Raw genomic sequence first — 23,285 nt, forward strand, 5'->3', positions numbered from 1 at the left:
GGCTGTGGACTGCGCTCGCCTTCTGTGGACGTGCCCGCCCGGGGGAGGGCCCCCGGGCGGCGCGTTTCCTGCTTACTTGGACTCGACCGCGTGGCCGCCGAACTGGTTGCGCAGCGCGGCGATCATCTTCATCTGCGGCGAGTCGTCCTGCCGGGAGGCGAAGCGCGCGAACAGCGAGGCGGTGATCGCCGGCAGCGGCACCGCGTGGTCGATCGCGGCCTCGACCGTCCAGCGGCCCTCGCCGGAGTCGGCGGCCCAGCCGCGCAGCTTGGCCAGGTGCTCGTCCTCGTCCAGGGCGCGGACGGCGAGGTCCAGCAGCCAGGAGCGGATGACGGTGCCCTCCTGCCAGCTGCGGAAGACCTCGCGCACGTCGGTGACCTCGGGGGCGGCCTCGAGCAGCTCCCAGCCCTCGGCGAAGGCCTGCATCATCGCGTACTCGATGCCGTTGTGGACCATCTTGGCGAAGTGGCCGGCGCCGACCGCGCCCGCGTGCACCGAGCCGAAGTCGCCCTCGGGCTTGAGCGCGTCGAAGACCGGCAGGACCTTGGCCACGTGCTCGGCGTCGCCGCCGTACATCAGGGCGTAGCCGTTCTCCAGGCCCCAGACGCCGCCGGAGACGCCGCAGTCCACGAAGCCGATGCCCTTGGCGGCCAGCGCCTCGGCGTGCTTGACGTCGTCGGTCCAGCGGGAGTTGCCGCCGTCGACGACCACGTCGCCGGGGGAGAGCAGCTCGGCGAGCTCGTCGACGGTCGCCTGGGTGGCGGCGCCGGCCGGGACCATCACCCAGACCACCCGGGGGCCCTCGAGCTTGGTGACGAGTTCCTGCAGGCTCTCGACGTCGGAGATGTCCGGGTTGCGGTCGTAGCCGATGACGGTGTGGCCGGCGCGGCGGATCCGCTCGCGCATGTTGCCGCCCATCTTGCCGAGACCGATGAGGCCGAGCTCCATGACCAAGTCCTTACCTGTGGTGACGTGCCTGCCGGCGGCGCCGTTGCCGCACGCCCCGAGCCTACGCGGTGGAGCGGTGCCGGCTCCTGGTGGTCGGGCCGACCGGGGGAGACGTCCACAGGCTGTGCACAGCGGGTGTGCACAGCCTGTGGATCCCGCGCGGGCGGGCTCAGCCGCAGAGTCAGCCGGAGAGGCGGACCGGCATGATCAGGTACTGGTACGCCCGGTCCTCCTCGGCGTCCACCGAGGCCTTGCCGCTGAGCAGGGCGGGCTTGGTCGGGGTGGTGAAGCTGAGCTGGGCGTAGGCGGAGTCGATGGCCTTGAGGCCCTCCTCCAGGTAGCCCGGGTTGAAGGCGATCGAGATGTCGTCGCCCTCGAGGTCGGCGTCGATCCGCTCGGTGGCCTGGGCGTCGTCGCCCGAGCCCGCCTCCAGGGTCAGCACGCCCTGCTCGAAGCTGAGCCGGACCGGGGTGTTGCGCTCGGCGACCAGCGAGACGCGCTTGAGCGCCTCCAGGAAGGGCTGCGTCTGGATCGCGGCGACGGCGCTGAACTCGGTCGGGAAGAGGCTGCGGAACTTGGGGAACTCGCCCTCCAGCAGCCGGGTGGTGGTCCGGCGGCCGGCGCCCTCGAAGCCGATCAGGCCCTCGCCCGCGCCGCCCGAGGACAGCGCGATCGAGACGTTGTCGCCGCTGCCCAGGGACTTGGCGATGTCCTGCAGGGTCTTCGCCGGCACCAGGGCGACGGCGGAGATGTCCGACTGCTCGGGCTTCCACAGCAGCTCGCGGACCGCGAAGCGGTAGCGGTCGGTGGCGGCCAGGGTGATCCGGTCGCCCTCGATCTCGACCCGCACACCGGTGAGCACCGGGAGGGTGTCGTCACGGCCGGCGGCCACCGCGGCCTGGCTGACCGCGGAGGCGAAGACGTCGCCGGAGACGGTGCCGGTGGCGGTGGGCATCTGGGGCAGTGCCGGGTACTCGTCCACCGGGAGGGTGGGGAGGGTGAAGCGCGAGCTGCCGCAGACCACGCTGACCCGCTGGCCGTCGGTGGAGATCTCCACAGGCCTGTTGGGGAGGTTCCGCGAGATGTCGTTCAGCAGGCGGCCGGAGACCAGCACGGTGCCGGCCTCCTCGATGTCCGCCTCCAGCTCGACCCGGGCCGAGACCTCGTAGTCGAAGCCGGACAGCGCCAGGCTGCCGTCCTGCGCCGTCAGCAGCAGGCCGGCCAGCACCGGCACCGGCGGCCGTGCCGGGAGGCTGCGGGCAGCCCAGGCCACCGCCTCCGCGAGGACGTCACGCTCCACCCGGAACTTCACCGGTAACCGCCTCCTGGATCGAGCGCTCCCGCTCGCACTCTGGTTCGTCTGATCTTGATCGTCGGTCTGGCTGTCCGCCGAGCTCTGCCACTCCGCTTCCAGTCGCCGAGGACAGTCTGACGTACTCCGCCGACAGACGGGGCAGACGGGCGGAAGCAACCCGAACAGATGTCGGGGCGCGGTTGTCCACAGATTCGGGGCCCACCCACTTTCAAGCGAGTCGATGGGTCTAAATGTGTAGTGGTAGTAGTAGGGCCTGTGGAAACCGTGGATAACCCCGTTTCCGCAGGTCAAGGCCCGTTTTTTGTCCACAGTGCGTGTGGACGGCGGCTGTGGACGGACAGGGCCCGCTGTGGACAGCGGAGCGTTACCCACAGGGCACGTTGGGTATCCACAGGTTATCCCCAGGGCTTTCCCCAGATCCGGGCCCGGTTATCCACGGGCCTCGGTCAACTTCACGTGACGCCTTTCACACCAGGGTATGAACGGAGCCCCACGGTTGTCGAACTGTGGACCGCGCTGTGGACAACCTGGGGATAACCGGGGTGCCCCTGGGGACAACCGGTGGATAACCCGAACGGCCCACTGGCGGCCCGTCAATTGTCCACACCCTGTGGATAACCGTTGTGCACAAGTCCACAGGCACCTGACCTGCGCGGAAGAGCGTAGCGGTGACGGAGCTGTGGACGAATTCTGGATAACTCCGGACTCCCCGGCCTGTGGACCACGGGGACGGCTCCCACCCTGTGGACAACTGCCCTGCGCGGCCCCGGTTTTCGAATCACCGGTCAGATGTTCGGCGCTGGCTGTGGACTGGTGGAGCGTCCGTCGTGGACAACCCTGCCCAGCCGGTGCCCGGCGCACACCTGTGGATATGCGGAAAGGGCGTCAGGATCGCTCCTGACGCCCTTTCCCGGGGGTGGCCGGGCGGCCGGCCCCGGCTAGCTCTTGATGCGGTTGGTCAGCTCGGTGACCTGGTTGTAGATCGACCGGCGCTCGGCCATCAGCGAGCGGATCTTGCGGTCGGCGTGCATCACCGTGGTGTGGTCGCGCCCGCCGAACTGGGCACCGATCTTCGGCAGCGAGAGGTCGGTCAGCTCCCGGCACAGGTACATCGCGATCTGCCGCGCGGTCACCAGCACCCGGCTGCGCGAGGAACCGCAGAGGTCGTCCACGCCGAGTCCGAAGTACGCGGCGGTCTGCTGCATGATGACCTGCGCGGTGATCTCCGGCCCGGCGTCCTCGTCCCCGCCCGGGATCAGGTCCTTGAGGACGATCCCGGCCAACTCCAGGTCCACCGGCGCCCGGTTGAGGTTGGCGAAGGCGGTGACCCGGATCAGGGCGCCCTCCAACTCCCGGATGTTGCGGGTGATCCGGGACGCGATGAACTCCAACACGTCGGCCGGCGCGTTGAGTTGCTCCTGGATCGCCTTCTTGCGCAGGATCGCGATCCGGGTCTCCAGCTCCGGCGGGGTGACGTCGGTGATCAGACCCCACTCGAAGCGGTTGCGCAGCCGGTCCTCCAGCGTGGTCAGCAGCTTGGGCGGCCGGTCCGAGGAGAGGACGATCTGCTTGTTCGCGTTGTGCAGGGTGTTGAAGGTGTGGAAGAACTCCTCCTGCGTGGACTCCTTGCTCGCCAGGAACTGGACGTCGTCCACCAGCAGGATGTCCATGTCCCGGTAGCGGCGGCGGAAGGTGTCCGCCTTGCCGTCCCGGATCGAGTTGATGAACTCGTTGGTGAACTCCTCCGAGGACACGTAGCGCACCCGGGTCCCCGGGAAGAGGCTGCGCGAGTAGTGCCCGATGGCGTGCAGCAGGTGGGTCTTGCCCAGCCCGGACTCGCCGTAGATGAAGAGCGGGTTGTACGCCTTGGCCGGGGCCTCGGCGACGGCCACCGCCGCGGCGTGCGCGAAGCGGTTGCTCGCGCCGATCACGAAGGTGTCGAAGAGGTACTTGGGGTTCAGCCGGGCGGCCGGCTCGTCCTTGCGCGAGCCGCCGGCCGGGGGAGCGCCGGGCGGGGCGGGCACGCCGGGGACGGCGGGGCGCTCGGTGGCGCGCTCCGGCGCGGACTTCTCCGCGGGGCGGCCGCCGGCCGGGCGGGCCCCCGGGCCCCGGCGACCGGCGCCGGCCCGGGGCTGCTCGTTCGGGCCGGGGCCGTAGGCGCCGCCGAACAGGTCGCCCTGGGTGGTCGCGGGCGGGCCGGGCAGCGGGCGGGGTGCGGGCCGGCCCGCCGGCTCCTCGGGCTGGCGGTAACCGGGCGGCTGCTCCTGGTACCCGTGCTCGGGGTAGCCGCCGCCCTGCTCCTGGTAGCCGCCCTGCTCGGGGTAGCCGGACCAGGCCGGGCCGGGGCCCGGGCCGCCGTAGGGCGCGGGGCGCTGCTCGTAGCCGCCGGTGTCGTAGCGGGGCCGCTCGTAGTCCTGCTCGTAGGGCTGCTGGTAGCCCTGGCCGTCGTAGCCGCCGTCGTCCTCTTCCTCCGCGGACGGGCCGGGGTACGGCTCGGCCGGGGCCTGGGCGGGCGGCGCGGGGGTGGTCGGCACGGCGTTGGCGTCGACCATCACGGCGATCCGGACCGGACGGCTGAGCTCGCGGCTGAGGGCCTCGGTGAGCTGCGGCAGCAGCCGGCCCTCCAGCACCTGCTTGGCCCGCTCGTTCGGGGTCGCCAGCAGGGCGGTGTCGTGCATCATCCACATCGGCTGGGTGCGCTGCACCCACTGCTTGTCCATCTCCCCGACGTCAGGGTCGCTGACCAGCCGCTCGACGACCCTCGCCCAGACCGGGACGAGGTCGCTGTTGACATCAGCCACTGGTGCACGCTTTCTCGGTTCCCCGCGGCTCCAGCAGGGGGGTGGTGGATCAGGAGACAGTGGATCGGCGGGCCCGTCTCCGGCGGACCGACCCCAGGAAGAACAAACCAGACAAGTCCTGCAACGGTAGTCAGCGAACAGAGCCGGATCAAGTCGTTGTCCACAGGCTGTGGGCAAAGGGGGGCGGGGGTGCGTCGGAGCGGGCCGCGCCCCGGGGGCCGGTTTGACCCCCGTGCCCCGTCCCGCGTACCGTAACCAGGTCGAGTTGTCGATGGCCGCTGCCGCATGTCCGCGGGTCCACCCGCTCCATAAGGCGCGCAGCACGGGCGCCGTGGATTGCCCCGAACCCCAGCCGAACTGGGGTGATGGGGCCGGATTTCCGAATCAGGGGAGATCACGCGGACGCACGGTGACGGCCAAGCGATTCCCCGTCATCCTACGATTCACCTCAGGAGCCCCCGAGTGAGCAAGCGCACCTTCCAGCCGAACAACCGTCGTCGCGCGAAGACCCACGGCTTCCGGCTGCGTATGCGTACCCGCGCCGGCCGCGCCATCCTGGCCGCCCGCCGTGGCAAGGGCCGCGCCAGCCTGTCCGCCTGATCCGCACCAGAGTCTGTTGTGCTGCCCTCCGAGAATCGGCTGCGGCGGCGCCAGGACTTCGCGACCGCAGTGAAACGCGGTCGCCGGGCCGGCCGGCCCCTTCTGGTCGTCCATCTCAGCAGAGACGGTGACCCCAAGGGGCAGGTCGACCGGACCAGCGACTCCCGCCCGCACGTCGCCGAGGGGACTCCTTCGGCGCGTGCGGGTTTCGTCGTGAGCAAGGCCGTCGGCCCGGCGGTCGTCCGCAACCTGGTCAAGCGCCGGCTGCGGCACCTCGTTCGTGATCGTCTCATCAGGCTGCCCGCCGGTAGCCTGATAGTGGTGCGTGCGCTGCCCCAGGCCGCGACCGCCTCGTACCAGGACCTCGAACGTGACCTGGACGCGGCGCTGAAGCGGTTGCTGAAGGCGGAGCCCGCCATGACGGCGCCGACGGGAGCAGGGCGATGAAGTACCTGCTGATGGGTCTGATCAGGGTCTACCAGTGGACCATCAGCCCACTGCTCGGTCCGGTCTGCCGTTACTACCCCTCCTGCTCGCACTACGGCTACGAGGCCGTGAAGGTGCACGGGGCGGTCAAGGGCGGCGGTCTGACCGCCTGGCGCATCCTGCGTTGCAATCCGTGGACGCCCGGTGGGGTCGATCACGTCCCGCCGCGCAGGCATCCGGTGTGGCACCGGCGGCTGCGAGACTGGCTGAACAGCCGGTCCGCCACCGGACAGCCGGTGACCACCACCCCCGCCGGTCCGGACCCCGAGGGCCCGGCGACCATTGGCCCCGAGGGGCCAATCCACATGTCCAAGGAGCCTGACCGGTGACCTTCTCCTTCCTGAATCCCCTGTACACAGCGGTGTCCTGGATCATCGTCCAGTTCCACTCGCTGTACAGCCACATCTTCGACCCGGACGGTGGCTGGGCCTGGGGTCTGGCCATCGCCTCGATGGTGGTCGTCATCCGGATCTGCCTGATCCCGCTCTTCGTGAAGCAGATCAAGGCGACCCGGGCCATGCAGGCGATCCAGCCGAAGATGAAGGCCATCCAGGAGCGCTACAAGAACGACCGGCAGCGCCAGTCCGAAGAGATGATGAAGCTGTACAAGGAGGCGGGTACCAACCCGTTCTCCAGCTGCCTTCCCATCATCGTCCAGGCGCCGTTCTTCACCGCCCTCTACGGTGTGCTCGCCAAGGTCGCGAAGAACGAGCCGATCGGCGTCATCCACGGCGACCTGCTGGTGAGCGCCGGCAAGGCGCACATCTTCGGCGCCCCGCTGTCCGCGACCTTCCTGGGCAGCACGGAGACCAGCGTCAAGATCGTCACCGCGGTGATGATCATCCTGATGTCGCTGTCGCAGTTCATCACCCAGCGCCAGCTGATGACCAAGAACGTCGACCTCACGGTGAAGACGCCGTTCATGCAGCAGCAGAAGATGCTGATGTACGTCTTCCCGATCATGTTCGCCGTGATGGGCATCAACTTCCCCGTCGGTGTCCTGGTCTACTGGCTGACCACCAACGTCTGGTCCATGGGCCAGCAGCTGATCGTCATCCACAACAACCCGACCCCGGGCAGCAAGGCGTGGGCCGAGCGCCAGGAGCGGCTGAAGAAGGCCGGCCGGCTCAACCCGGACGGCACGGAGATCAAGGGCGCGCTCTGGGGCATGCTGCCCCCGTCGAAGGCCGCCGTGAGCGCCGCCTCGGCCGCGGCCGCGGTGGTGGAGGAGTCCGCCCAGGCCCGCCGCCAGCAGCCCCGCAAGCAGACCAAGGCGCAGCGCCAGCAGGGCGGCCACCAGCCGGCCGCCGACCTGACCAAGGACACCCCGGCCGAGGAGCCCGCGGACGCCGTTCCGGCCGACGCGGCCGCCGAGCCGGCGCCCGCCCAGCAGGGCACGGCCAAGTCCGGCGGTGCCAAGCCGGCCGCCGGCCGCCAGCAGGGCGCCCGGCAGCAGCCGAAGCGCGGTGGCGGCCAGCGGCCGAAGAAGAAGTCCTGACCCGGACCGCACGCAGAGCTTCGTCCCCGGCCCACCTACCCGGGCCCATCTCCGAAGGAGTCCATCAGTGACGGAAGGCACCACCTCCGCCGTCGAGGCCGAGGCCGCCGCCAGCGCCGACGAGAACCTCATCGCCCGACTGGAGCAGGAGGGCGACATCGCGGCGGACTACCTGGAGGGTCTGCTCGACATCGCCGACCTCGACGGTGACATCGACATGGACGTCGAGGGCGACCGCGCCCTGGTCTCCATCGTCGGTGACGGCAACGACCGCGCGCTGCAGCGCCTGGTCGGCCAGGACGGCGAGGTGCTGGAGGCGCTGCAGGAGCTGACCCGGTTGGCTGTCCACCGGGAGACCGGCGAGCGCAGCCGCCTCATGCTGGACATTGCCGGCTTCCGGGCCCGCAAGCGGTCCGAGCTGGCCACGATCGGCGCTCAGGCCGCCGAGCAGGCGAAGAGCACGGGCGAGCAGGTCAAGCTGCGGCCGATGACGCCGTTCGAGCGCAAGGTCGTCCACGACGCGGTCGCGGCGGCGGGTCTGCGCAGCGAGTCCGAGGGCGAGGAGCCCCAGCGGTGCGTGGTCGTGCTCCCGGCCTGAGCCGGCGGCACGACGACCGGCCGCCGAGGCGGCCGGTGGGTTCACCGGACGCGACCCCGTCCGCCTCGTGCGGGCGGGGTCGTCGTCCCTTCGCGGGGCCCGGGCCCGGCGCGAGATGTTTCACGTGAAACGGTGTGGAGAGCGGGTCGGTGGATCCGGGGATCGGAGAGGTCGAGATGGACACGGAGAACGCGGCCGACGGCCGGCCGGGGGCGGCTGACGTGGATCCGGCCGCCACGGGCCCGGACGCCGGGGCGGCGGACGTGCCCGAGCTGGCCGAGGCGCCCGCCGTCGCGCGGGAGGTCTTCGGCGACCGCTACGACGCCGCGGTCCGCTACACGGAGCTGCTGGCGACCGCGGGCGTGCGCCGCGGGCTGATCGGGCCGCGCGAGGTGCCCCGGCTCTGGGACCGGCACGTCCTGAACTGCGCGGTGCTCGCCGAGCTGCTGCCGCCCGGCTCCACCCTCTGCGACGTCGGCTCCGGCGCCGGCCTGCCGGGCATCCCGGTGGCACTGGCCCGGCCGGACGTCTCGGTCACGCTGCTGGAGCCGCTGCTGCGCCGGACCACCTTCCTGGAGGAGGTCGTCCGGGAGCTGGGCCTGGAGAACGTCACCGTGCTGCGCGGCCGCGCCGAGGAGATGGTCGGCAAGCTCGCGGTGGACGTGGTGACCGCCCGGGCCGTGGCGCCGCTGGACCGGCTGGCCGGCTGGGGGCTGCCGCTGCTGCGTCCGCACGGGCAGATGCTGGCGCTCAAGGGCGACAGCGCGGAGCAGGAGCTGGCCGACTCGCGGGCCGGGCTGACCAAGCTGGGCGCGGTCGAGTGGAGCGTCATCGCCGTCGGCGAGGGCACCCTGGAGACCTCCACCCGGGTGGTCCAGGTCAAGGCGGGGGAGAGCCCCGGCGGGGTGAAGGCCGCCACCCGGCGGGCCAAGGCGGCCCGGGCCGGGCGGACCGCGGGCGCGGCCCGGACGGGCGAGCGCGGCCGGAGCGGGCGGCGCCGCGGCCGCTGAGCCGGCCGGGCCCCGACACCTCCGCCGACGGGCGGGCACTTCCCCGGAGGGGGGAGCGCCCGCCCGTCGGCGTTCCGGTGACCGTGCGGGGGACGGCGGGTCGACGGCAGGACATCGGAGTGTCGCAACGTCAGATTTCCGACATAGCGGGCATGGTGTTTCACGTGAAACGTCGATCCTTGCTATCCGACAGTCTCGATCTGCGGCTTCGCCGCGGCCTCGGCCTCTTCCGGGCGGCGACTGTTGCCGCTCCGGTTTCACGTGAAACACTGACCCCCATGCAGGACTCGGAGACCGTCGACCAGATCGACGACACGCCCATCGCGCGGGCTGCCCAGGCTGCGGTCCAGGCGATCGGCCGAGCGGGTGAGGGCCTGCCCCGCCCCGCCGCCACCCGGGTGATCGTGGTCGCGAACCAGAAGGGCGGGGTGGGCAAGACCACCACCACCGTCAACATGGCCGCCTCGCTCGCCATGCACGGACTGCGCGTCCTGGTCGTCGACCTCGACCCGCAGGGCAACGCCTCCACCGCCCTCGGCATCGACCACCACGCCGAGGTGCCGTCCATCTACGACGTCCTGGTCGAGGGCAAGCCGCTGGCCGACGTGGTCCAGCCGGTGGTGGACGTGGAGGGACTGTTCTGCGTCCCCGCGACCATCGACCTGGCCGGCGCCGAGATCGAGCTGGTCTCCCTGGTGGCCCGGGAGAGCAGGCTGCAGCGCGCCATCGCCGCCTACGAGCAGCCGCTCGACTACATCCTGATCGACTGCCCGCCCTCGCTGGGCCTGCTGACCGTGAACGCCCTGGTGGCCGGCCAGGAGGTGCTGATCCCGATCCAGTGCGAGTACTACGCGCTGGAGGGCCTGGGGCAGCTGCTGCGCAACGTCGAGCTGGTGCGCGCCCACCTCAACCCGGCGCTGCACGTCTCGACCATCCTGCTCACCATGTACGACGCCCGGACGAGGCTGGCCGCCCAGGTCGCCGAGGAGGTCCGGACCCACTTCCAGCAGGAGGTGCTGAGCACGGCGATCCCGCGCTCGGTGCGCATCTCCGAGGCGCCCAGCTACGGTCAGACCGTGCTCACCTACGACCCGGGTTCGACCGGGGCGCTCTCCTACCTGGAGGCGGCGCGCGAACTCGCGCTGCGCGCGGTGAGCGCCGGAGGCGGCACACTGGTGGGCCAGCAGCGGGACGGCCAGCCGGGGCACGGAGCCCCGGTGGCACAGCACGGTACGACGGAGGGTCATCGGTGAGTGCGCGCAGGGGTCTGGGACGGGGGCTCGGGGCGCTGATCCCGGCCGTCACGCCGGCGGCGAACGGGACGGCACAGCCCGTGGAGGCCGCGCCCGTACCGGCCCCGGTGGCGGCCACCGGCACGGTGTCGCCGGTCGCGGTGCCGGTGCTGCCGACCGGTCGGGGCACGGTGGCGGCCAAGGCCGCCGCGGAGAGCCTGCGGGAGCAGGCCGACCGTGAGGCCGAGCTGGCCGAGGTCGCCGGGGCGCGCTTCGCCGAGCTGCCGCTGGACGCGATCCGTCCGAACCCGCGCCAGCCGCGTGAGGTCTTCGACGAGGACAAGCTCGCCGAGCTGGTCGCCTCCATCAGGGAGGTCGGCCTGCTGCAGCCGGTCGTGGTGCGCCAGGTCGGTGCCGAGCGCTTCGAGCTCATCATGGGCGAGCGCCGCTGGCGGGCCTCCCGGGAGGCGGGCCTGGAGCGGATCCCGGCGATCGTCCGGGCCACCGAGGACGACAAGCTGCTGCTGGACGCCCTGCTGGAGAACCTGCACCGGGCCGAGCTGAACCCGCTGGAGGAGGCCGCGGCCTACGACCAGCTGCTGCGGGACTTCTCCTGCACCCACGACGAGCTGGCCGACCGGATCGGCCGCTCGCGCGTCCACGTCTCCAACACGCTGCGGCTGCTGAAGCTCCCGCCGGCCGTGCAGAGCCGGGTCGCCGCCGGGGTGCTGACGGCCGGGCACGCCCGGGCGCTGCTCGGCGTGCCGGACCGCGAGCGGCAGGAGGAGCTGGCCAAGCGGATCAACGCGGAGGGACTCTCGGTGCGGACCACCGAGGAGATCGTCCGGATGATGGCCCAGGAGGAGAAGCCGAAGCGCCAGGCGCCGAAGGCGGGCAGGATCCTCTCGCCGGCCTTCAACGACCTCGCGAGCCGGCTCTCGGACCGCTTCGAGACCCGGGTGAAGGTCGAGGTGTCGCAGCGCGGCGGGAAGCTGGGCAAGGGCAAGGTGGTGCTGGAGTTCGGTTCGGTGGACGACCTCAACCGGATCCTGGACAGCCTGGCCCCGGGCGAGGACGGTCTGCGGCTGTCGCAGGGCTGAGCCGGGCCGAGGACGGAAACCCGATGGGTGCGTGTCCCACGTGAGCGCCGTTTCACGTGAAACACGCACCCGTCGGCGTTTCCGGAGGCATGCTCGACCCGTGACGTGGAGGAGGAGGTGCGGGGCATGGGACGCCGGATCGCTCCGCTGACGCTGGACAACCTCGCCGACCTGCCGACCACCTGCCGCTCCTGCGTGTTCTGGGAGCTGGACCCGGTCAGCGGGCGGGCGGCGGTGGAGTCCGGAAAGCCGGAGCCGGAGAAGGAGGGCTGGATCTCCGCGGTCCTGCTGGAGTGGGGGTCCTGCGGCCGGATCGTCTACGTGGACGACCAGCCGGCCGGCTTCGTGCTCTACGCGCCGCCCGCCTACGTCCCGCGGTCGCAGTCCTTCCCGACCAGTCCGGTGTCACCGGACGCCGTTCAGCTGATGGTCAGCCGGGTGCTGCCGGGGTACCAGCGGCAGGGGCTCGGCCGGGTGCTGGTGCAGACGGTGGCCAAGGACCTGCTGGGCCGCGGGGTGCGGGCGATCGAGGCCTTCGGCTCGGCCGGGCCCGATCCGGTCAGCTGCGTGTTGCCGGCCGACCACCTGCTCGCGGTCGGCTTCAAGACCGTCCGGCCGCACCACCGCTACCCGCGGCTGCGGCTGGAGGCGCGCTCCACGGTCTCCTGGAGGGGCGACGTGGAGGGGGCGCTGGAGCGCCTGCTCGGGGGAGCGCGCAAGGAGCCGGCACTGCGACCGTTCTGACGCCGCCCGGGGCCCTCACCGGGCCCGGGGGCGGAGCCGGGACGGGCCGGTACGACAGCGGCGGGGCCGGAATGACGACGGCGGGGCTCCCCACTCGGGGAGCCCCGCCGTCGTGCGGTTGTCGACCGGTGGACCTAGATGAGGCCGTCCAGCTCGCGCAGCAGCGCGGCCTTCGGACGGGCACCGGTGATGGACTTCACCGGCTCGCCGCCCTTGTAGAGGATCAGGGTCGGGATCGAGATCACGCCGTACTGGGCGGCGGTCGCCTGGTTGGCGTCCACGTCCAGCTTGGCGATGGTCAGCTTGTCGCCGTGCTCGGCCGCGATCTCGTCGAGGATCGGGGCGACCTGGCGGCACGGGCCGCACCAGGTGGCCCAGAAGTCGACCAGGACGGGCTTGTCGCTGTCCAGGACGTCGGCCTTGAACGTCGCGTCGGTGACGGTGGTGGTGGCGCCGGCCACGGGAACTCCTCGGGTTCGGACGGAGGGGGGCTGCTGCCGGGTCAACAACGGGTGGGCCCGTTCTGTTTCCGCCCGGCGGGGCGGGGGTGTTCCACGTGGAACACCCCCGCGGGGGGATCGGTCGGTGGCGAGGGGGTCAGACCGCGACGGCGGCGGCCTTGGCCTCCAGGTCGTCCAGCGCGGCGAGGTAGCGCTCGGCGTCCAGGGCGGCGGAGCATCCGGTGCCGGAGGCCGTGATGGCCTGGCGGTAGGTGTGGTCCACGACGTCGCCGGCGCCGAAGACGCCCGGGACGTTGGTCCGGGTGGAGGGGGCCTCGACCTTGAGGTAGCCCTCGGCGTCGAGGTCCAGCTGGCCCTTGAAGAGCTCGGTGCGCGGGTCGTGGCCGATCGCGATGAACAGGCCGGTGACTGGCAGCTCGCGGGTCTCGCCCGTGGTGGTGTCGCGCAGGGTGACGCCGGTCAGCTTCGGGTCGCCGTGGATGGCCTCGACCGCGCTGTCCCACTCGAAGCGGATCTTCTCGTCGGCGAAGGCGCGCTCCTGCATCGCCTTGGAGGCGCGCAGGGTGTCCCGGCGGTGGATGATCGTGACGCTCTTGGCGAAGCGGGAGAGGAAGGTCGCCTCCTCCAGGGCGGTGTCGCCGCCGCCGACCACCGCGATGTCCTGGTCGCGGAAGAAGAAGCCGTCGCAGGTGGCGCACCAGGAGACGCCGCGCCCGGAGAGCCGGTCCTCGTTCGGCAGGTCCAGCTTGCGGTGCTGGGAGCCGGTGGTGACGATCACGGCGCGCGCCTTGTGGACGTTGCCCTCGGAGTCGGTGACGGTCTTGACGTCACCGGTGAGGTCGACGGCGACGATGTCGTCCGGGATCAGCTCGGCGCCGAAGCGCTCGGCCTGCGCCCGCATGTTGTCCATCAGCTCGGGGCCCATGATGCCGTCCCGGAAGCCCGGGAAGTTCTCGACCTCGGTGGTGTTCATCAGCGCGCCGCCGGCGGTGACGGCGCCCTCGAAGACCAGCGGCTTGAGGGAGGCCCGGGCCGTGTAGAGCGCGGCCGTGTAGCCGGCCGGGCCGGAACCGATGATGATCACGTTACGGACGTCGCTCACTGCATCTCCTGGTTCGCATCGCGACCCGCGCTAGGTGCGGGGAGGGCGGTCCTGCTCCGCCGCCCGGGACAACGACTGACCAGTGTCTCGCATTCCCAGGCGGATCAGTACCAGGTGCCCGCACTGTGGGAGCGGCGTGCCGCCCCGGTCGTCGATCGCATGGGAACCGCCGGGCAGCTGCCGGGCCGGGGCGGGCAGGCGCCGTGACCGGGGCCGTGACCGGGCGCGGTGGCAGCGGGGCGGAGCGGGGTCAGCGGATCGGGACGGTGCGCTGCAGGACGACCGGGCCGCAGTCGGGGGAGCGCAGGTAGACGTCGGCGAAGCCGGGCCGACCGGGTGACGGGTAGACCAGGAGATCCACCGGGGCGCCCGCGTAGCTGCCGTGGTCGGTGGCCAGCGGGGTGCCCGCCGCGGGGGCTGGGCAGCCGGACGGGGAGGCGGAGCCGGAGCCCTGGGCGGGGAGCTCCTGCTGCCCCTCGGCGGGCAGCTCGGCGGAGGGCTTGCCCGGCCCGCTCGGGAGCAGGCCGGGGGCGCTGCCGGAGCCGGCCAGCAGCTGCTGGACCTGTGCGGCGAGCTGGTCCTCCCGGTAGACCGGCCCGGCGCTCGCGGCGTGGCCGCTGCGGGGGCTCTGCGGGGCGGCGGTCGTCGCGGGGCCCGCGGCGGTGACGCTCGGGCCCCGGTCGGCCCGGTCGGAGGGCAGCAACAGGGCTGCGCCCAGGCCGATCGCGGCCAGTGCGGCGGCCGCGCCGAGCAGCAGGCGGGCCCGCCGCCGGCGCCGGGTCCGGGGCCGGCCCGGGCCGGTGGGCGCGGCGGACCGGGCGGGCGGCGCCGGCCGGGCCGCGGCGGATGGCGTGGCGGACGGCGTGGCGGACGGTGCCGCGGGGGGCGTCGCGGGAGGGGCCGCCGGGGTGGCTCGGTGGGCGTCCGGCCGGGCTGTCCGTGCCGGGTCGGCGGCGGCGGCCAGCGCGGCGTCCAGCCGGGCGGCGACGTCGGCGGGCATCGGCGGGGCCTCGACGGCACCCAGCAGCGCCTGGACCTCGCCCAGCGCCTCGACCGTCCCGCGGCACTCGGCGCAGCCGTCCAGGTGCCGCTGCAGGGCCTCGGCGACGTCGGCGGACTCGACCAGTCCTTCCGCGAGGTCGGCGAGCTCGTCGATCTCGGGGTGGGCTCCGGCGGGCCCGGAGGAGGAGAGGTGGGCCGTCATCGCGTGCTCGCGTCCCCTTCCAGAATCGTCCGGCCGGTGCCGGGGCCTGTCCCTGTGACGGTGCGGGGGCCCGTCGGGTTCCCCGGGGCGCCGCGCCGGGGTGGCGGGGCCGAGCTCGGACCGTCCGGTGTTTCACGTGAAACGTCCGGCCCGCCCGCGTTCTCCCGCAGGTGGCGGACGAGCGGGAGCAGCCGGGCCCGGCCGCGCGCGCAGCGGCTCTTCACAGTGCCCACCGGGACGCCCAGCAGCTCGGCGGCCTCGGCCACCGGGTAGCCCTGCATGTCGACCAGGACCAGCGCGGCCCGCTGCTCGGCGGGCAGTTCGGCGAGCGCCGCGGTCACCTCGCGGTGCACCTCGGCCCGGACCACCGGCGAGTCGGCCGGCTCCGAGGCGCCGACCAGGGTGTCCAGGCGCTGCGGGTCCTCGTCGAGCGGGGTGGTGCGCCGGGTGGCGCTGCGCCGGGCCCGGTCCAGGCAGGCGTTGACCACGATCCGGTGCAGCCAGGTGGTGACGGCCGAGCGCCCCTGGAAGCCGGGGGCGGCGCGGAAGGCGGAGACCAGGGCGTCCTGGAGGGCGTCGGCGGCCTCCTCGCGGTCGCCTAGGGTGCGCAGTGCGACCGCCCAGAGGCGGTCCCGGTGGCGGTTCACCAGGAGGCCGAAGGCCTCCCGGTCCCCGGCGACGTGCCGGGCGAGCAGCGCCGCGTCGTCGTCCGCCACTGTCACCCCTTGCCCCCTGCCGTCGTCGCGCTGCGCGGGCGTGCGGTCAGCCGAAGACCTTGACCTCGGCGATCTGCCCGCGCCACTTGCCTTCCGTATCCTTCGGCAGACTGGTCAGCCAGATCAAGAGATAACGCGTGTTCGCCGGGTTGCCCAGGGTGAAGTCGGCCGTGGTGCCGGACTGCTTGTCGAGCACCGTGAAGGCCTCGGGCTGGGCCCCGGTCGGGTTGGCGGCGGCCTGGGCACCGGGGATCCGGAGCTCGGCCGTGGTGGTGCCGACGAACTGGACGCTCACCGAGCTGACCGACTGCTGCGAGCCCAGGTCGATGAGCAGGCCGGTGCCGTCCTTGAGCGGGGGCTTGGGACCGAAGGGGTCGAAGTACTGCTTGGTCGACCAGGCCGTGGTTGGGTCGCCGTCGAAGGCCTTCGGCAGCAGGTAGGTCGACTCCGGGGAGTCGCCCCGGGGGTTGTAGGAGATCGCTTCCTTGACGGGGATCGGCGTCGGTGCGTGCGTCGCCTTCTGGGCCGTCGGCGCGGCGCTGCTGGCGGTGGGCAGCGGGGAGGCCACGGCGCCGTTGTTGTTGCGCATGGCGTCGACGAACTGCCACGAGGCGAGGCCGATGGCGCCCAGCGCGACCGTCCAGGCGGTGGCCTTGACCACCCGGCGCAGCCGCCGCCGGGTGCGGCGGGCGGCGGTCGGCCGGGAGGAGGGCGGCAGCGGGGCGACCGCCGGGTCGGCGACCCGGGAGGGGTTGGGCGCGGTGGGCAGGGAGTGGGTGTTGTGCCGGGGCGGGGCCGGGTAGGCGGGCAGCTCCGGCTCGGGCTGACGGATCCGGGGCATCAGCGAGATCGCCCGGGCCAGCTCCTCCGGGGTGGTGATCGGCGCGGCGTGGTGCGGCGGGTGGTCGAACAGGGCCCTGGCGGCGAGCTCGGACAGGCCCTTGTGGACGCCGGCCCGGACCTGGTCCGGCGCGACGTTCTGGAGGCCCTTGGGGAGCCCCTGGAGGTCGTAGCGGTCCTCGGGGTAGGGCCAGCGGTGGGTGAGCGCGGCGAACAGCAGCGCGCCGATCGCACGGGTGTCGGCGCGCTGGGCGTCGTCGGTGTCGTCGTCGGCGGGGAGCCCGCGCAGCGCGGCGTCCACGGCGATGCCGTTGATCCGGTACTGGCCGCTGTCGGTGCGCAGCACGCAGCGCGGGGTGAGCCGCAGGTGGGCCTGGCCGCGCCGGTGGGCGGCCGCGACGGCGTCGGTGACCTGGCGGACCATCTGGTACGCCTCGTGCGGCTCCATCGGGCCGTCGGCGAGCAGCTTGGCCAGGTCGGAGGCGTGCGGCAGCCACTCCCGCACGACGTAGACCAGCTCGCCCTCCTGGACGGCGTCCAGGACCTGCACGAAGCGCGGGTCGCCCAGCAGGGCCGCGGACTTGGCGGCGGCCAGCACCTTGCGCGCCCGCTGGTGCCCGGAGGCCATCAGGTGGACGCCGACGGCGCGGCGCAGCTTCTCGTCGACGGCGCGCCAGCTGCTGAAGGTCTCGGTCTGGGAGATGCACTCCTCCAGCCGGTACCGGTGGCCGATCATGTCGCCGCTGTGCCGCAGCGGCGCGGGGAGGGTGCGGGGGAGGGTGGCGGTGTCGCGCGGGTCGACGGTGGGCTGCGGGTCGGTGGGGCGGCGCCGGGCGGCGGCCGGTTCGGCGGGGGCGGGCTTGCTCCGGGGGGTGCCGGCGGCCAGTTCGGCGGCGATCTCCCGGACGGAGAGCGGAGCGGTGATCTCCGAGGTCTCCTCCCCGGCGGGGGCGGCCGGGCTGTCCGGCCCGTCGTCCGAGTCGTCCGGGGCGTCGTCCGGGGCCGTGTCGCCGGCCTCCCGGTCGGTGCCCGCGGGGGAGTCCGGGGAGGGGGCGTCGGCGGCGCCCGCCGGGGCGGTCTTCCCGCCCGCGAGCCGGTCGATCGCCGCGGCCAGTGCGGCCTCGTCCGCCGCCGCGTCAGCTGCTGACGTGTCGACGACCGCCTTGGTGCCATCAGCCACCGTGGTCCTGCCTCCCCTTGTGTCGCCCCGGCCTGAGAGAGTCGCTGGAGCCCGCGGGTTGGGGGCCCCGTGCTCCAGGACAATTGTGCCCACTCTTCTCCACCGAGTACGACCTCTGAGGGGTCCGCTCGGTTGCACGATGGTGGAGAGATGTGGTGCAGATCCGACACCGGGCCGCCATCTCGCGGGCCCGGTGGGGCGGGGTGCGGAGGGCGGACCGACGGCGGCCGGACGGGCGGCGGGGGCGGTGCCCCCGGTTGACGCCCGGTCAGGGCGCCCGCTCGTCCGGCCGGTTGGTGCGACGGTCAGCGGCCCAGTCGGCCGCGGACCATGCCGAGCATGGCGTTGAGTTCCTCGATCCGCAGGCGTTTCGCGATGAACACAAAAACCACCATCTGGAGACCGCCGGCCAGCAGCACCGAGAGCACGCTGCCCGACCAGCCGCCGAGCACCCGCTGCACCGCCAGGCTGACGCCGAGGCCGATCACCGCGGCCGGCACGCAGGCGGCGGCCAGCCGGCTGTAGGTCTTGCCGATCCGCTTGGTGTCCAGGCCGCCGATCTTCTTCTTCAGCTTCGGCAGCGCGACCGTGACGCCGACCGCGTAGGCCAGGCCGTAGCCGAAGGCCATGCCGATCACGGTCCACTGGGCGGGCAGGGCGAACCAGCAGACGAGCGAGAAGCCGGCCTGGCAGACCGCCACCCAGACGGTGTTGGAGAACGGCGTCCGGGTGTCCTCGTAGGCGTAGAAGCCGCGCAGCATCACGTACTGGGCCGAGTACGGGATCAGCCCGAGCGCGAAGGCCGAGAGCATCAGGCCGACGTTGGTCGCGTCGTCCAGGGCCGTCGTGCTGCCGCCGACCGCGTAGATCGTGCGGCCGATCGCCGGGCCGAGCGACAGGAACAGGAAGGCGCCCGGGACGACCGCCACCGCGGTGGTGCGCAGCCCGTACGACAGGTCGTCGCGGACGGCGCCGGCGTCCTCGTCGGCCGCCGCCCGGGAGAGCCGCGGGAGCACCGCGCTCATGATCGAGACGGTGATGACGGCCTGCGGGAGCTGCCAGATCAGCAGGGCGTTGGAGAAGGCCGAGAGGCCGACACCGCCGTGGCCGCTCTTCTCCGCGGCGCTTCCGGCGGCGGTGGCCAGCTGGGTGATCACCAGGTAGCCGGCCTGGTTGGCGAGCACGAAGAAGAAGGTCCACTTGGCCAGCCGGGCGGCCTTGCCCAGGCCGTGGCCGCGCCAGTCGAAGCGGGGCCGGAAGCGGAACTCGGCGGCCCGCAGGTACGGGATCATCGCCAGGGACTGGACGACGAGGCCGAGCAGGGTGCCGAGGCCGAGCAGCCGGACGCCCTCGGGGGAGATCGTCTCGGGGGTCACCTGGGTGCCGCCGAAGCCGCCGTACACCCAGATGTAGGCGCCGAAGGTGAAGATCACCACGACGTTGTTGAGGACCGGGGTCCACATCATCGCGCCGAACCGGCCGCGGGCGTTCAGGATCTGGCCCATCACGACGTGGACGCCCATGAAGAAGATCGTGGGCAGGCAGTACCGGGCCAGCGCCACCGTGGTGTCGGCGCGGGCCGCGTTCTCCATCATCGGGTGCGCGATCAGCTGCACCAGGAGGGGCGCCCCGAGCACGGCCAGGAAGGCCACGCCGCCGAGTCCGACCATCACCAGGGTGAGCAGCCGGTTGGCGTAGGCGGTGCCGCCGTCCTCGTCGTTCTTCATGCTGCGCACCAGCTGCGGCACGAAGACCGCGTTCAGCGCGCCGCCGCCGATCAGGATGTACAGCAGGGTCGGCAGGGTGTTCGCGGCGTTGTACGAGTCACCCATCGTGACGACGCCGATGGCCGCGGTGATCACCATGGTGCGGACGAAGCCGGTGCCGCGGGAGACCAGCGTGCCCGCCGCCATGATCGCGCTGGAGTTGAGCAGGTTGGCGACCTTGCCGCCGCCGGCCGCCGGGGCGGGAGCGGTCGTCTGCGCCTGCTGCGCGGCGTGCTCCTCGGCGACGATGTCCGCCAGCGGCTCCACCGCCGGCGGCACCGCGACGGCGGCCACCTGCATGGTGGCCTCCTCCTCGGAGAGCGGCGGGTCGAACTCGATCGGGGGCACGAAGGGGCGGTGACCGTCCGGTCCGCCGTGCGGCGGCTGCTGCCCCGGGTAGCCGCCCGCCGGCGGGTACGGCGCGGGGGCGGTCGGCGGCGTGCCGAAGGGCGGCACGTGGCCGGCCGACGGGGCCGCCGACGGGGCCGGGGCGGGCTGGGGCGCCGGCGGCTGGGCGGCCGCCGGCGCCTGGGGCGCGCCGAACAGCGCGTCCACGCCGACGTACTCGGTGGTCTCGCTGTCCCAGGCCGAGTGCGCGGGGCCGGGCTCCCACTGCGGCCGGGGCTGCTCGGCGGCACCCCAGCGGTCGCCGCCGGCCGGGGCGTGCGGCTCCTGCCAGGCGGGCTGCGCAGGGGTGTCCCAGCCGGGCTGCACGGGCGGCACGGGGGCCGTGAACGGCGCCGGCGCCACCGGCGTCGGGTAGCCGCCGCCCTGCGGCGGCAGCTGCGGCGGAACGTCGTACGCGGTGGCCTGCGGCTGCGGTGCGGCGGGCCGGTCGGCCCGCAGGCCGTACGGGTCAGGACCGTCCTGCGGGTTGCCGTACGCGTCGGCCGCGTACGGGTCCTGGGCGTAGGTGTCGGCCACGTACCAGTCGCCGGACGGCGACTCGGCACCCGGCCGGCTCTCACCGCGGCCCGGGGGCCGCTCCTCGCTGCGCCCGGTCATGTCACCTCTTCGCTGTCGTGGGGGAGGCCGGCCCGGCGTTGCGGGGGGTCGGCGGTATCAAGGACCAACCTTCTCATCACTGGCGGCCCGATCCCGGCCATCCGCGCTGCTGCCGCGCGGTGTCCGCGCCGGCCCGTCACCGGTGGTGTCCTGGTCGGCGGCGTCCTCCGGGTGGCCCCCGGCTCCGGATCCGGCGCCGGTACCGTCCGCGGCGTCGTCCGCGGTCCCGTCCCCGGCCGGCTCCCGGGCGGCGCCGGCCGCCGGGCCCTCCACCGGCTGGTCGCCGTCGGCGTGCGGCTGCCCGGCGCGCCGCTTGCGCTGGCGGACGAAGCGCAGCGCGGCCAGCAGCAGCAGGACGGCGGCGCCCGCGAAGACGTAGAGCACCCCGTTGGTCACCGAGGTGACCTCGACCCGGAAGTTCTGCTCGTCGCCGTACTTCTCCGCGTTGGGGCCGGTGGTCCACAGCTGGGCGGTCATGGTGACCGGCCCGTTGTTGTGGGCCTCGGCCTGGAAGCGGAGGGTGATGCTGGCCGAGGCGGGGATGACCAGCTGCTCCTCGGTCTTCACCTTCAGCCGGTTCGGCTGGGTGGAGGTGAGCACCAGCTTGAGGTTGGTGACCGGCTGGGTGAGGTCGTTGCGGACGCTGACCTGCAGCAGGCCGGTGTCGCCGGAGAGGGTGACCGCGCTCTTCTGCGGCACCCGGACGGCCTCGATCAGTTCGTTCAGGTACACGGCGACGCCGGCGCGGTAGGCCGCCCCGGACGGTGCCTCGGCGCGCCACTCGGTGGACAGCGAGCGGACCATCGCGGCGCTGAAGGGGCCGCGCACCCGCTGCGGCAGGGTGAGCACCCGCATCAGCATGTCCAGGTTGTGCTGGATCCCGTCGGTGCTGGTCAGGGCTGCGGCGGGGAGTTCCGAGGCACGGGCCCGGGTCGGGTAGTCGGTGGCGGGGGGCACGGCCGTGGTGGCCTTCTGGTCCGCCGGGCCCTGGGCCAGGGTGTCCAGCTTGACCGGCGCCAGCCACTTGTCGGACGCCGCGGACAGGGCGCTCGCCAGCGCCTTGGCGGTGTTCACGGTCAGGTCGCGCGGCGGCATCACCAGCAGTCCGCGCTGGTTCTGCGGCTGCTCGTGGGTGATCGTGTAGGTCTCGGCGAGGAAGCGCTGGACGGCCAGGGTCTGCGCCTGCGGGGTGCCGAGGTCGCCCTGGAACAGCCCGGAGACCGTCTCGTCGGCGACCACCGCGTTCTGCCCGTTGCCGATCGGCCGCACCGCGGACGGCGTGTAGGTCATCGAGTCCGGCTCCGGCATGCTCGCGCCGTTGACCAGGACCAGGCCGCTGCCGGACTGCTGGGCGACGCCGGCGATCTGCTGGTCCAGGTAGCCCTGGTACGGCCAGGCCACGTCCGAGCGGGTGTCCACGGACAGCCGGCCCTCGACGGTCAGCCGGCCGGCGGTCGCCGCCTTGCCCAGGGCGGTGCCCATGCCGGCCAGGTCCGCGCCGTTGTGCGCGATCGAGGCGAGGTCCGGGTCGGCGTACGGCAGTGACACCACCTGGGAGCCCTGCTTGGCGACGGCCGCCCGCAGCTTGTCCAGCCAGGCCGTGGCGGCCGCGGAGCCGGTTCCGAGGAAGGTGTTGTCCTCCTTGGCGGGCTTGCCGTCGGCGCCCGGCTTCTGCACCCGGTACGGCTTGGTCATCGCGAAGGCGGTGTCCAGCAGGTCCGGGTCGACCACCCAGGTCAGCCCGTTCAGCTTGGCGCCGGTGTCCACCAGCTCGTAGAGCCGGCCGCCCGGGGCGAACTCGGCGGCCAGGCTGTCGTCCCGCAGCACCGGGACGGTCTGGTCGTTCTCGGCGTAGGTCTGCGCGGCCAGGACGGGCGCGTGCACCAGCGGCCAGAGCGTGGTGACCCTGGTCGGCTGGGCCTCGGCGGCGCCGCCCGGGTTGTACGGCAGGAAGGTCCGGGCGATGCCCAGGGCGCGCTCGCGCGGGTTGTCCGCGGTGGCGCCCCAGGCGTCCACCGCGAGCTCGTAGACGCCGCTCTCGGACATCCCGAGCTCGTTCACCGCGACGCCCAGGGTGTACGGCTGGCTCTGACCGGGGCCGAGCGGGGGCAGGGCGAACTGCGGGCTGTCCAGCTCCACGCCGTCCTGACCGGTCGGGACGGTCCGGCCGGCCACCAGGGACAGGTCGTTGCGCCGCTGCAGCGGCTTGCCCGAGTTGGGTTTGCGGACGGCCGCGTGGGCGTCCTTGAGCGCCGCCTTGCCGGCGTTGGTGACGTGCCCGGTGATGGTGACCACGCCGTTCGGGGCGGCCACCTGCGGCGTCATCGACTCGATGGTCATCACCACCGGGGACTCGGCCGAGACGCCGCTGTCCGCGGCCGGCCGGACGTTGCCGCCCGCGGGCAGCGCGGTGGCCGGGGCGGCCGCCGCGAACAGGGTCAGGGCGGCCCCGCAGGCGGCGGCGAGCCGACGGGCCGCGCGGCGCGCGCGCGTCCCGGGCCCGGGCCCCCCGGCGGGGTCGTCGGCCCGTCCAGACTGTCGGTGCGCCCCCAGGCCCGAGTGCCGTGCCGGCTCACTCACTCGTTCCGCCCTCGCCGTTCTCGATCGCTCGCTGCTGATGCTGTTCGCATGACGCTCTTCGCCTGACGCTCTTCGCCGCGTTGGTGCCGCGGATGCCCG

General features: G+C 73.2%; 19 protein-coding genes. 9 read left to right on the plus strand and 10 right to left on the minus strand.

The features are described 5' to 3' along the window. Window positions 1-72: 72 nt before the first annotated feature. The 3 genes from gnd to dnaA form a co-directional block, all read right to left on the minus strand. Window positions 73-948: a phosphogluconate dehydrogenase (NAD(+)-dependent, decarboxylating) gene (gene gnd, locus ACIA8Q_RS09970; RefSeq protein WP_360212876.1), complete on the minus strand. Its 876-nt coding sequence runs from the start codon at window positions 946-948 to the stop codon at window positions 73-75. 181 nt (window positions 949-1,129) lie between these two features. Further along, entirely contained in the window at window positions 1,130-2,260 is a 1,131-nt protein-coding gene (gene dnaN / locus ACIA8Q_RS09975; RefSeq protein WP_360212874.1) for a DNA polymerase III subunit beta, read from the minus strand. Between the two features lie 941 nt (window positions 2,261-3,201). Continuing rightward, window positions 3,202-5,064 carry a chromosomal replication initiator protein DnaA gene (gene dnaA / locus ACIA8Q_RS09980; protein ID WP_396316977.1) on the minus strand — a complete coding sequence of 621 codons (1,863 nt, stop codon included), beginning with the start codon at window positions 5,062-5,064 and terminating at the stop codon, window positions 3,202-3,204. Between the two features lie 462 nt (window positions 5,065-5,526). Here dnaA and rpmH point away from each other — a divergent pair, with 462 nt between their 5' ends. The 9 genes from rpmH to ACIA8Q_RS10025 all read left to right on the plus strand — a co-directional run bounded on the left by rpmH (window position 5,527) and on the right by ACIA8Q_RS10025 (window position 12,332). After that, window positions 5,527-5,664 carry a 50S ribosomal protein L34 gene (rpmH, locus tag ACIA8Q_RS09985; protein ID WP_030059672.1) on the plus strand — a complete coding sequence of 46 codons (138 nt, stop codon included), beginning with the start codon at window positions 5,527-5,529 and terminating at the stop codon, window positions 5,662-5,664. Between the two features lie 18 nt (window positions 5,665-5,682). Then, a complete protein-coding gene (gene rnpA / locus ACIA8Q_RS09990; protein WP_360212870.1) occupies window positions 5,683-6,111 on the plus strand; it encodes a ribonuclease P protein component in 429 nt (142 codons plus the stop codon). Further along, window positions 6,108-6,479, plus strand: coding sequence for a membrane protein insertion efficiency factor YidD (gene yidD, locus ACIA8Q_RS09995; RefSeq protein ID WP_360212868.1), 372 nt, complete (start codon window positions 6,108-6,110; stop codon window positions 6,477-6,479). The genes rnpA and yidD overlap by 4 nt, the downstream gene beginning before the upstream one ends. After that, on the plus strand, window positions 6,476-7,648 hold the full coding sequence (gene yidC / locus ACIA8Q_RS10000; RefSeq protein ID WP_360212866.1) for a membrane protein insertase YidC: 1,173 nt from the start codon (window positions 6,476-6,478) through the stop codon (window positions 7,646-7,648). The genes yidD and yidC overlap by 4 nt, the downstream gene beginning before the upstream one ends. A 67-nt stretch (window positions 7,649-7,715) precedes the next feature. Further along, complete coding sequence (locus ACIA8Q_RS10005) at window positions 7,716-8,246, plus strand: R3H domain-containing nucleic acid-binding protein (RefSeq protein WP_360212864.1); 531 nt, start codon at window positions 7,716-7,718, stop codon at window positions 8,244-8,246. 176 nt (window positions 8,247-8,422) lie between these two features. Next, entirely contained in the window at window positions 8,423-9,256 is an 834-nt protein-coding gene (gene rsmG, locus ACIA8Q_RS10010) for a 16S rRNA (guanine(527)-N(7))-methyltransferase RsmG (protein WP_360212862.1), read from the plus strand. 200 nt (window positions 9,257-9,456) lie between these two features. Next, the gene (locus tag ACIA8Q_RS10015) at window positions 9,457-10,509 is read left to right on the plus strand and encodes a ParA family protein (RefSeq protein WP_396317042.1); all 1,053 of its coding nucleotides are present in this window, start codon (window positions 9,457-9,459) and stop codon (window positions 10,507-10,509) included. Then, the gene (locus tag ACIA8Q_RS10020) at window positions 10,506-11,588 is read left to right on the plus strand and encodes a ParB/RepB/Spo0J family partition protein (protein ID WP_360212858.1); all 1,083 of its coding nucleotides are present in this window, start codon (window positions 10,506-10,508) and stop codon (window positions 11,586-11,588) included. The genes ACIA8Q_RS10015 and ACIA8Q_RS10020 overlap by 4 nt, the downstream gene beginning before the upstream one ends. 126 nt (window positions 11,589-11,714) lie before the next feature. Continuing rightward, window positions 11,715-12,332: a GNAT family N-acetyltransferase gene (locus ACIA8Q_RS10025; protein ID WP_360212856.1), complete on the plus strand. Its 618-nt coding sequence runs from the start codon at window positions 11,715-11,717 to the stop codon at window positions 12,330-12,332. A 134-nt stretch (window positions 12,333-12,466) separates the two neighbouring features. Here the strand turns inward: ACIA8Q_RS10025 and trxA are convergent, their stop codons facing one another. From trxA to ACIA8Q_RS10060, 7 genes are all read right to left on the minus strand, one after another. Continuing rightward, on the minus strand, window positions 12,467-12,793 hold the full coding sequence (gene trxA / locus ACIA8Q_RS10030; RefSeq protein ID WP_360212854.1) for a thioredoxin: 327 nt from the start codon (window positions 12,791-12,793) through the stop codon (window positions 12,467-12,469). 136 nt (window positions 12,794-12,929) lie between these two features. Continuing rightward, on the minus strand, window positions 12,930-13,895 hold the full coding sequence (gene trxB / locus ACIA8Q_RS10035; protein WP_360212852.1) for a thioredoxin-disulfide reductase: 966 nt from the start codon (window positions 13,893-13,895) through the stop codon (window positions 12,930-12,932). Between the two features lie 250 nt (window positions 13,896-14,145). Continuing rightward, the gene (locus tag ACIA8Q_RS10040) at window positions 14,146-15,099 is read right to left on the minus strand and encodes a hypothetical protein (protein WP_360212850.1); all 954 of its coding nucleotides are present in this window, start codon (window positions 15,097-15,099) and stop codon (window positions 14,146-14,148) included. Further along, window positions 15,096-15,815, minus strand: coding sequence for an RNA polymerase sigma factor SigM (sigM, locus tag ACIA8Q_RS10045; protein ID WP_360212848.1), 720 nt, complete (start codon window positions 15,813-15,815; stop codon window positions 15,096-15,098). Before sigM ends, ACIA8Q_RS10040 begins: the two co-directional genes overlap by 4 nt. 46 nt (window positions 15,816-15,861) lie before the next feature. Then, a complete protein-coding gene (locus tag ACIA8Q_RS10050) occupies window positions 15,862-17,835 on the minus strand; it encodes a serine/threonine protein kinase (RefSeq protein WP_360212846.1) in 1,974 nt (657 codons plus the stop codon). A 305-nt stretch (window positions 17,836-18,140) separates the two neighbouring features. Beyond that, window positions 18,141-20,606 carry a murein biosynthesis integral membrane protein MurJ gene (gene murJ, locus ACIA8Q_RS10055; protein ID WP_387900519.1) on the minus strand — a complete coding sequence of 822 codons (2,466 nt, stop codon included), beginning with the start codon at window positions 20,604-20,606 and terminating at the stop codon, window positions 18,141-18,143. A 57-nt stretch (window positions 20,607-20,663) separates the two neighbouring features. After that, entirely contained in the window at window positions 20,664-23,186 is a 2,523-nt protein-coding gene (locus ACIA8Q_RS10060; protein WP_396316978.1) for a DUF6049 family protein, read from the minus strand. Window positions 23,187-23,285 lie beyond the last annotated feature (99 nt).

It is taken from the genome of Kitasatospora sp. NPDC051705, from assembly GCF_044453265.1.
Classification (GTDB): domain Bacteria; phylum Actinomycetota; class Actinomycetes; order Streptomycetales; family Streptomycetaceae; genus Kitasatospora.

Excerpts from the sequence above, each read along its gene's own strand:
- gnd (WP_360212876.1), bottom strand. The coding sequence starts at position 948 with ATGGAGCTCGGCCTCATCGGTCTCGGCAAGATGGGCGGCAACATGCGC.
- yidD (WP_360212868.1), top strand. The coding sequence starts at position 6,108 with ATGAAGTACCTGCTGATGGGTCTGATCAGGGTCTACCAGTGGACCATC.
- rsmG (WP_360212862.1), top strand. The coding sequence starts at position 8,423 with ATGGACACGGAGAACGCGGCCGACGGCCGGCCGGGGGCGGCTGACGTG.
- ACIA8Q_RS10025 (WP_360212856.1), top strand. The coding sequence starts at position 11,715 with ATGGGACGCCGGATCGCTCCGCTGACGCTGGACAACCTCGCCGACCTG.
- ACIA8Q_RS10040 (WP_360212850.1), bottom strand. The coding sequence starts at position 15,099 with ATGACGGCCCACCTCTCCTCCTCCGGGCCCGCCGGAGCCCACCCCGAG.
- murJ (WP_387900519.1), bottom strand. The coding sequence starts at position 20,606 with ATGACCGGGCGCAGCGAGGAGCGGCCCCCGGGCCGCGGTGAGAGCCGG.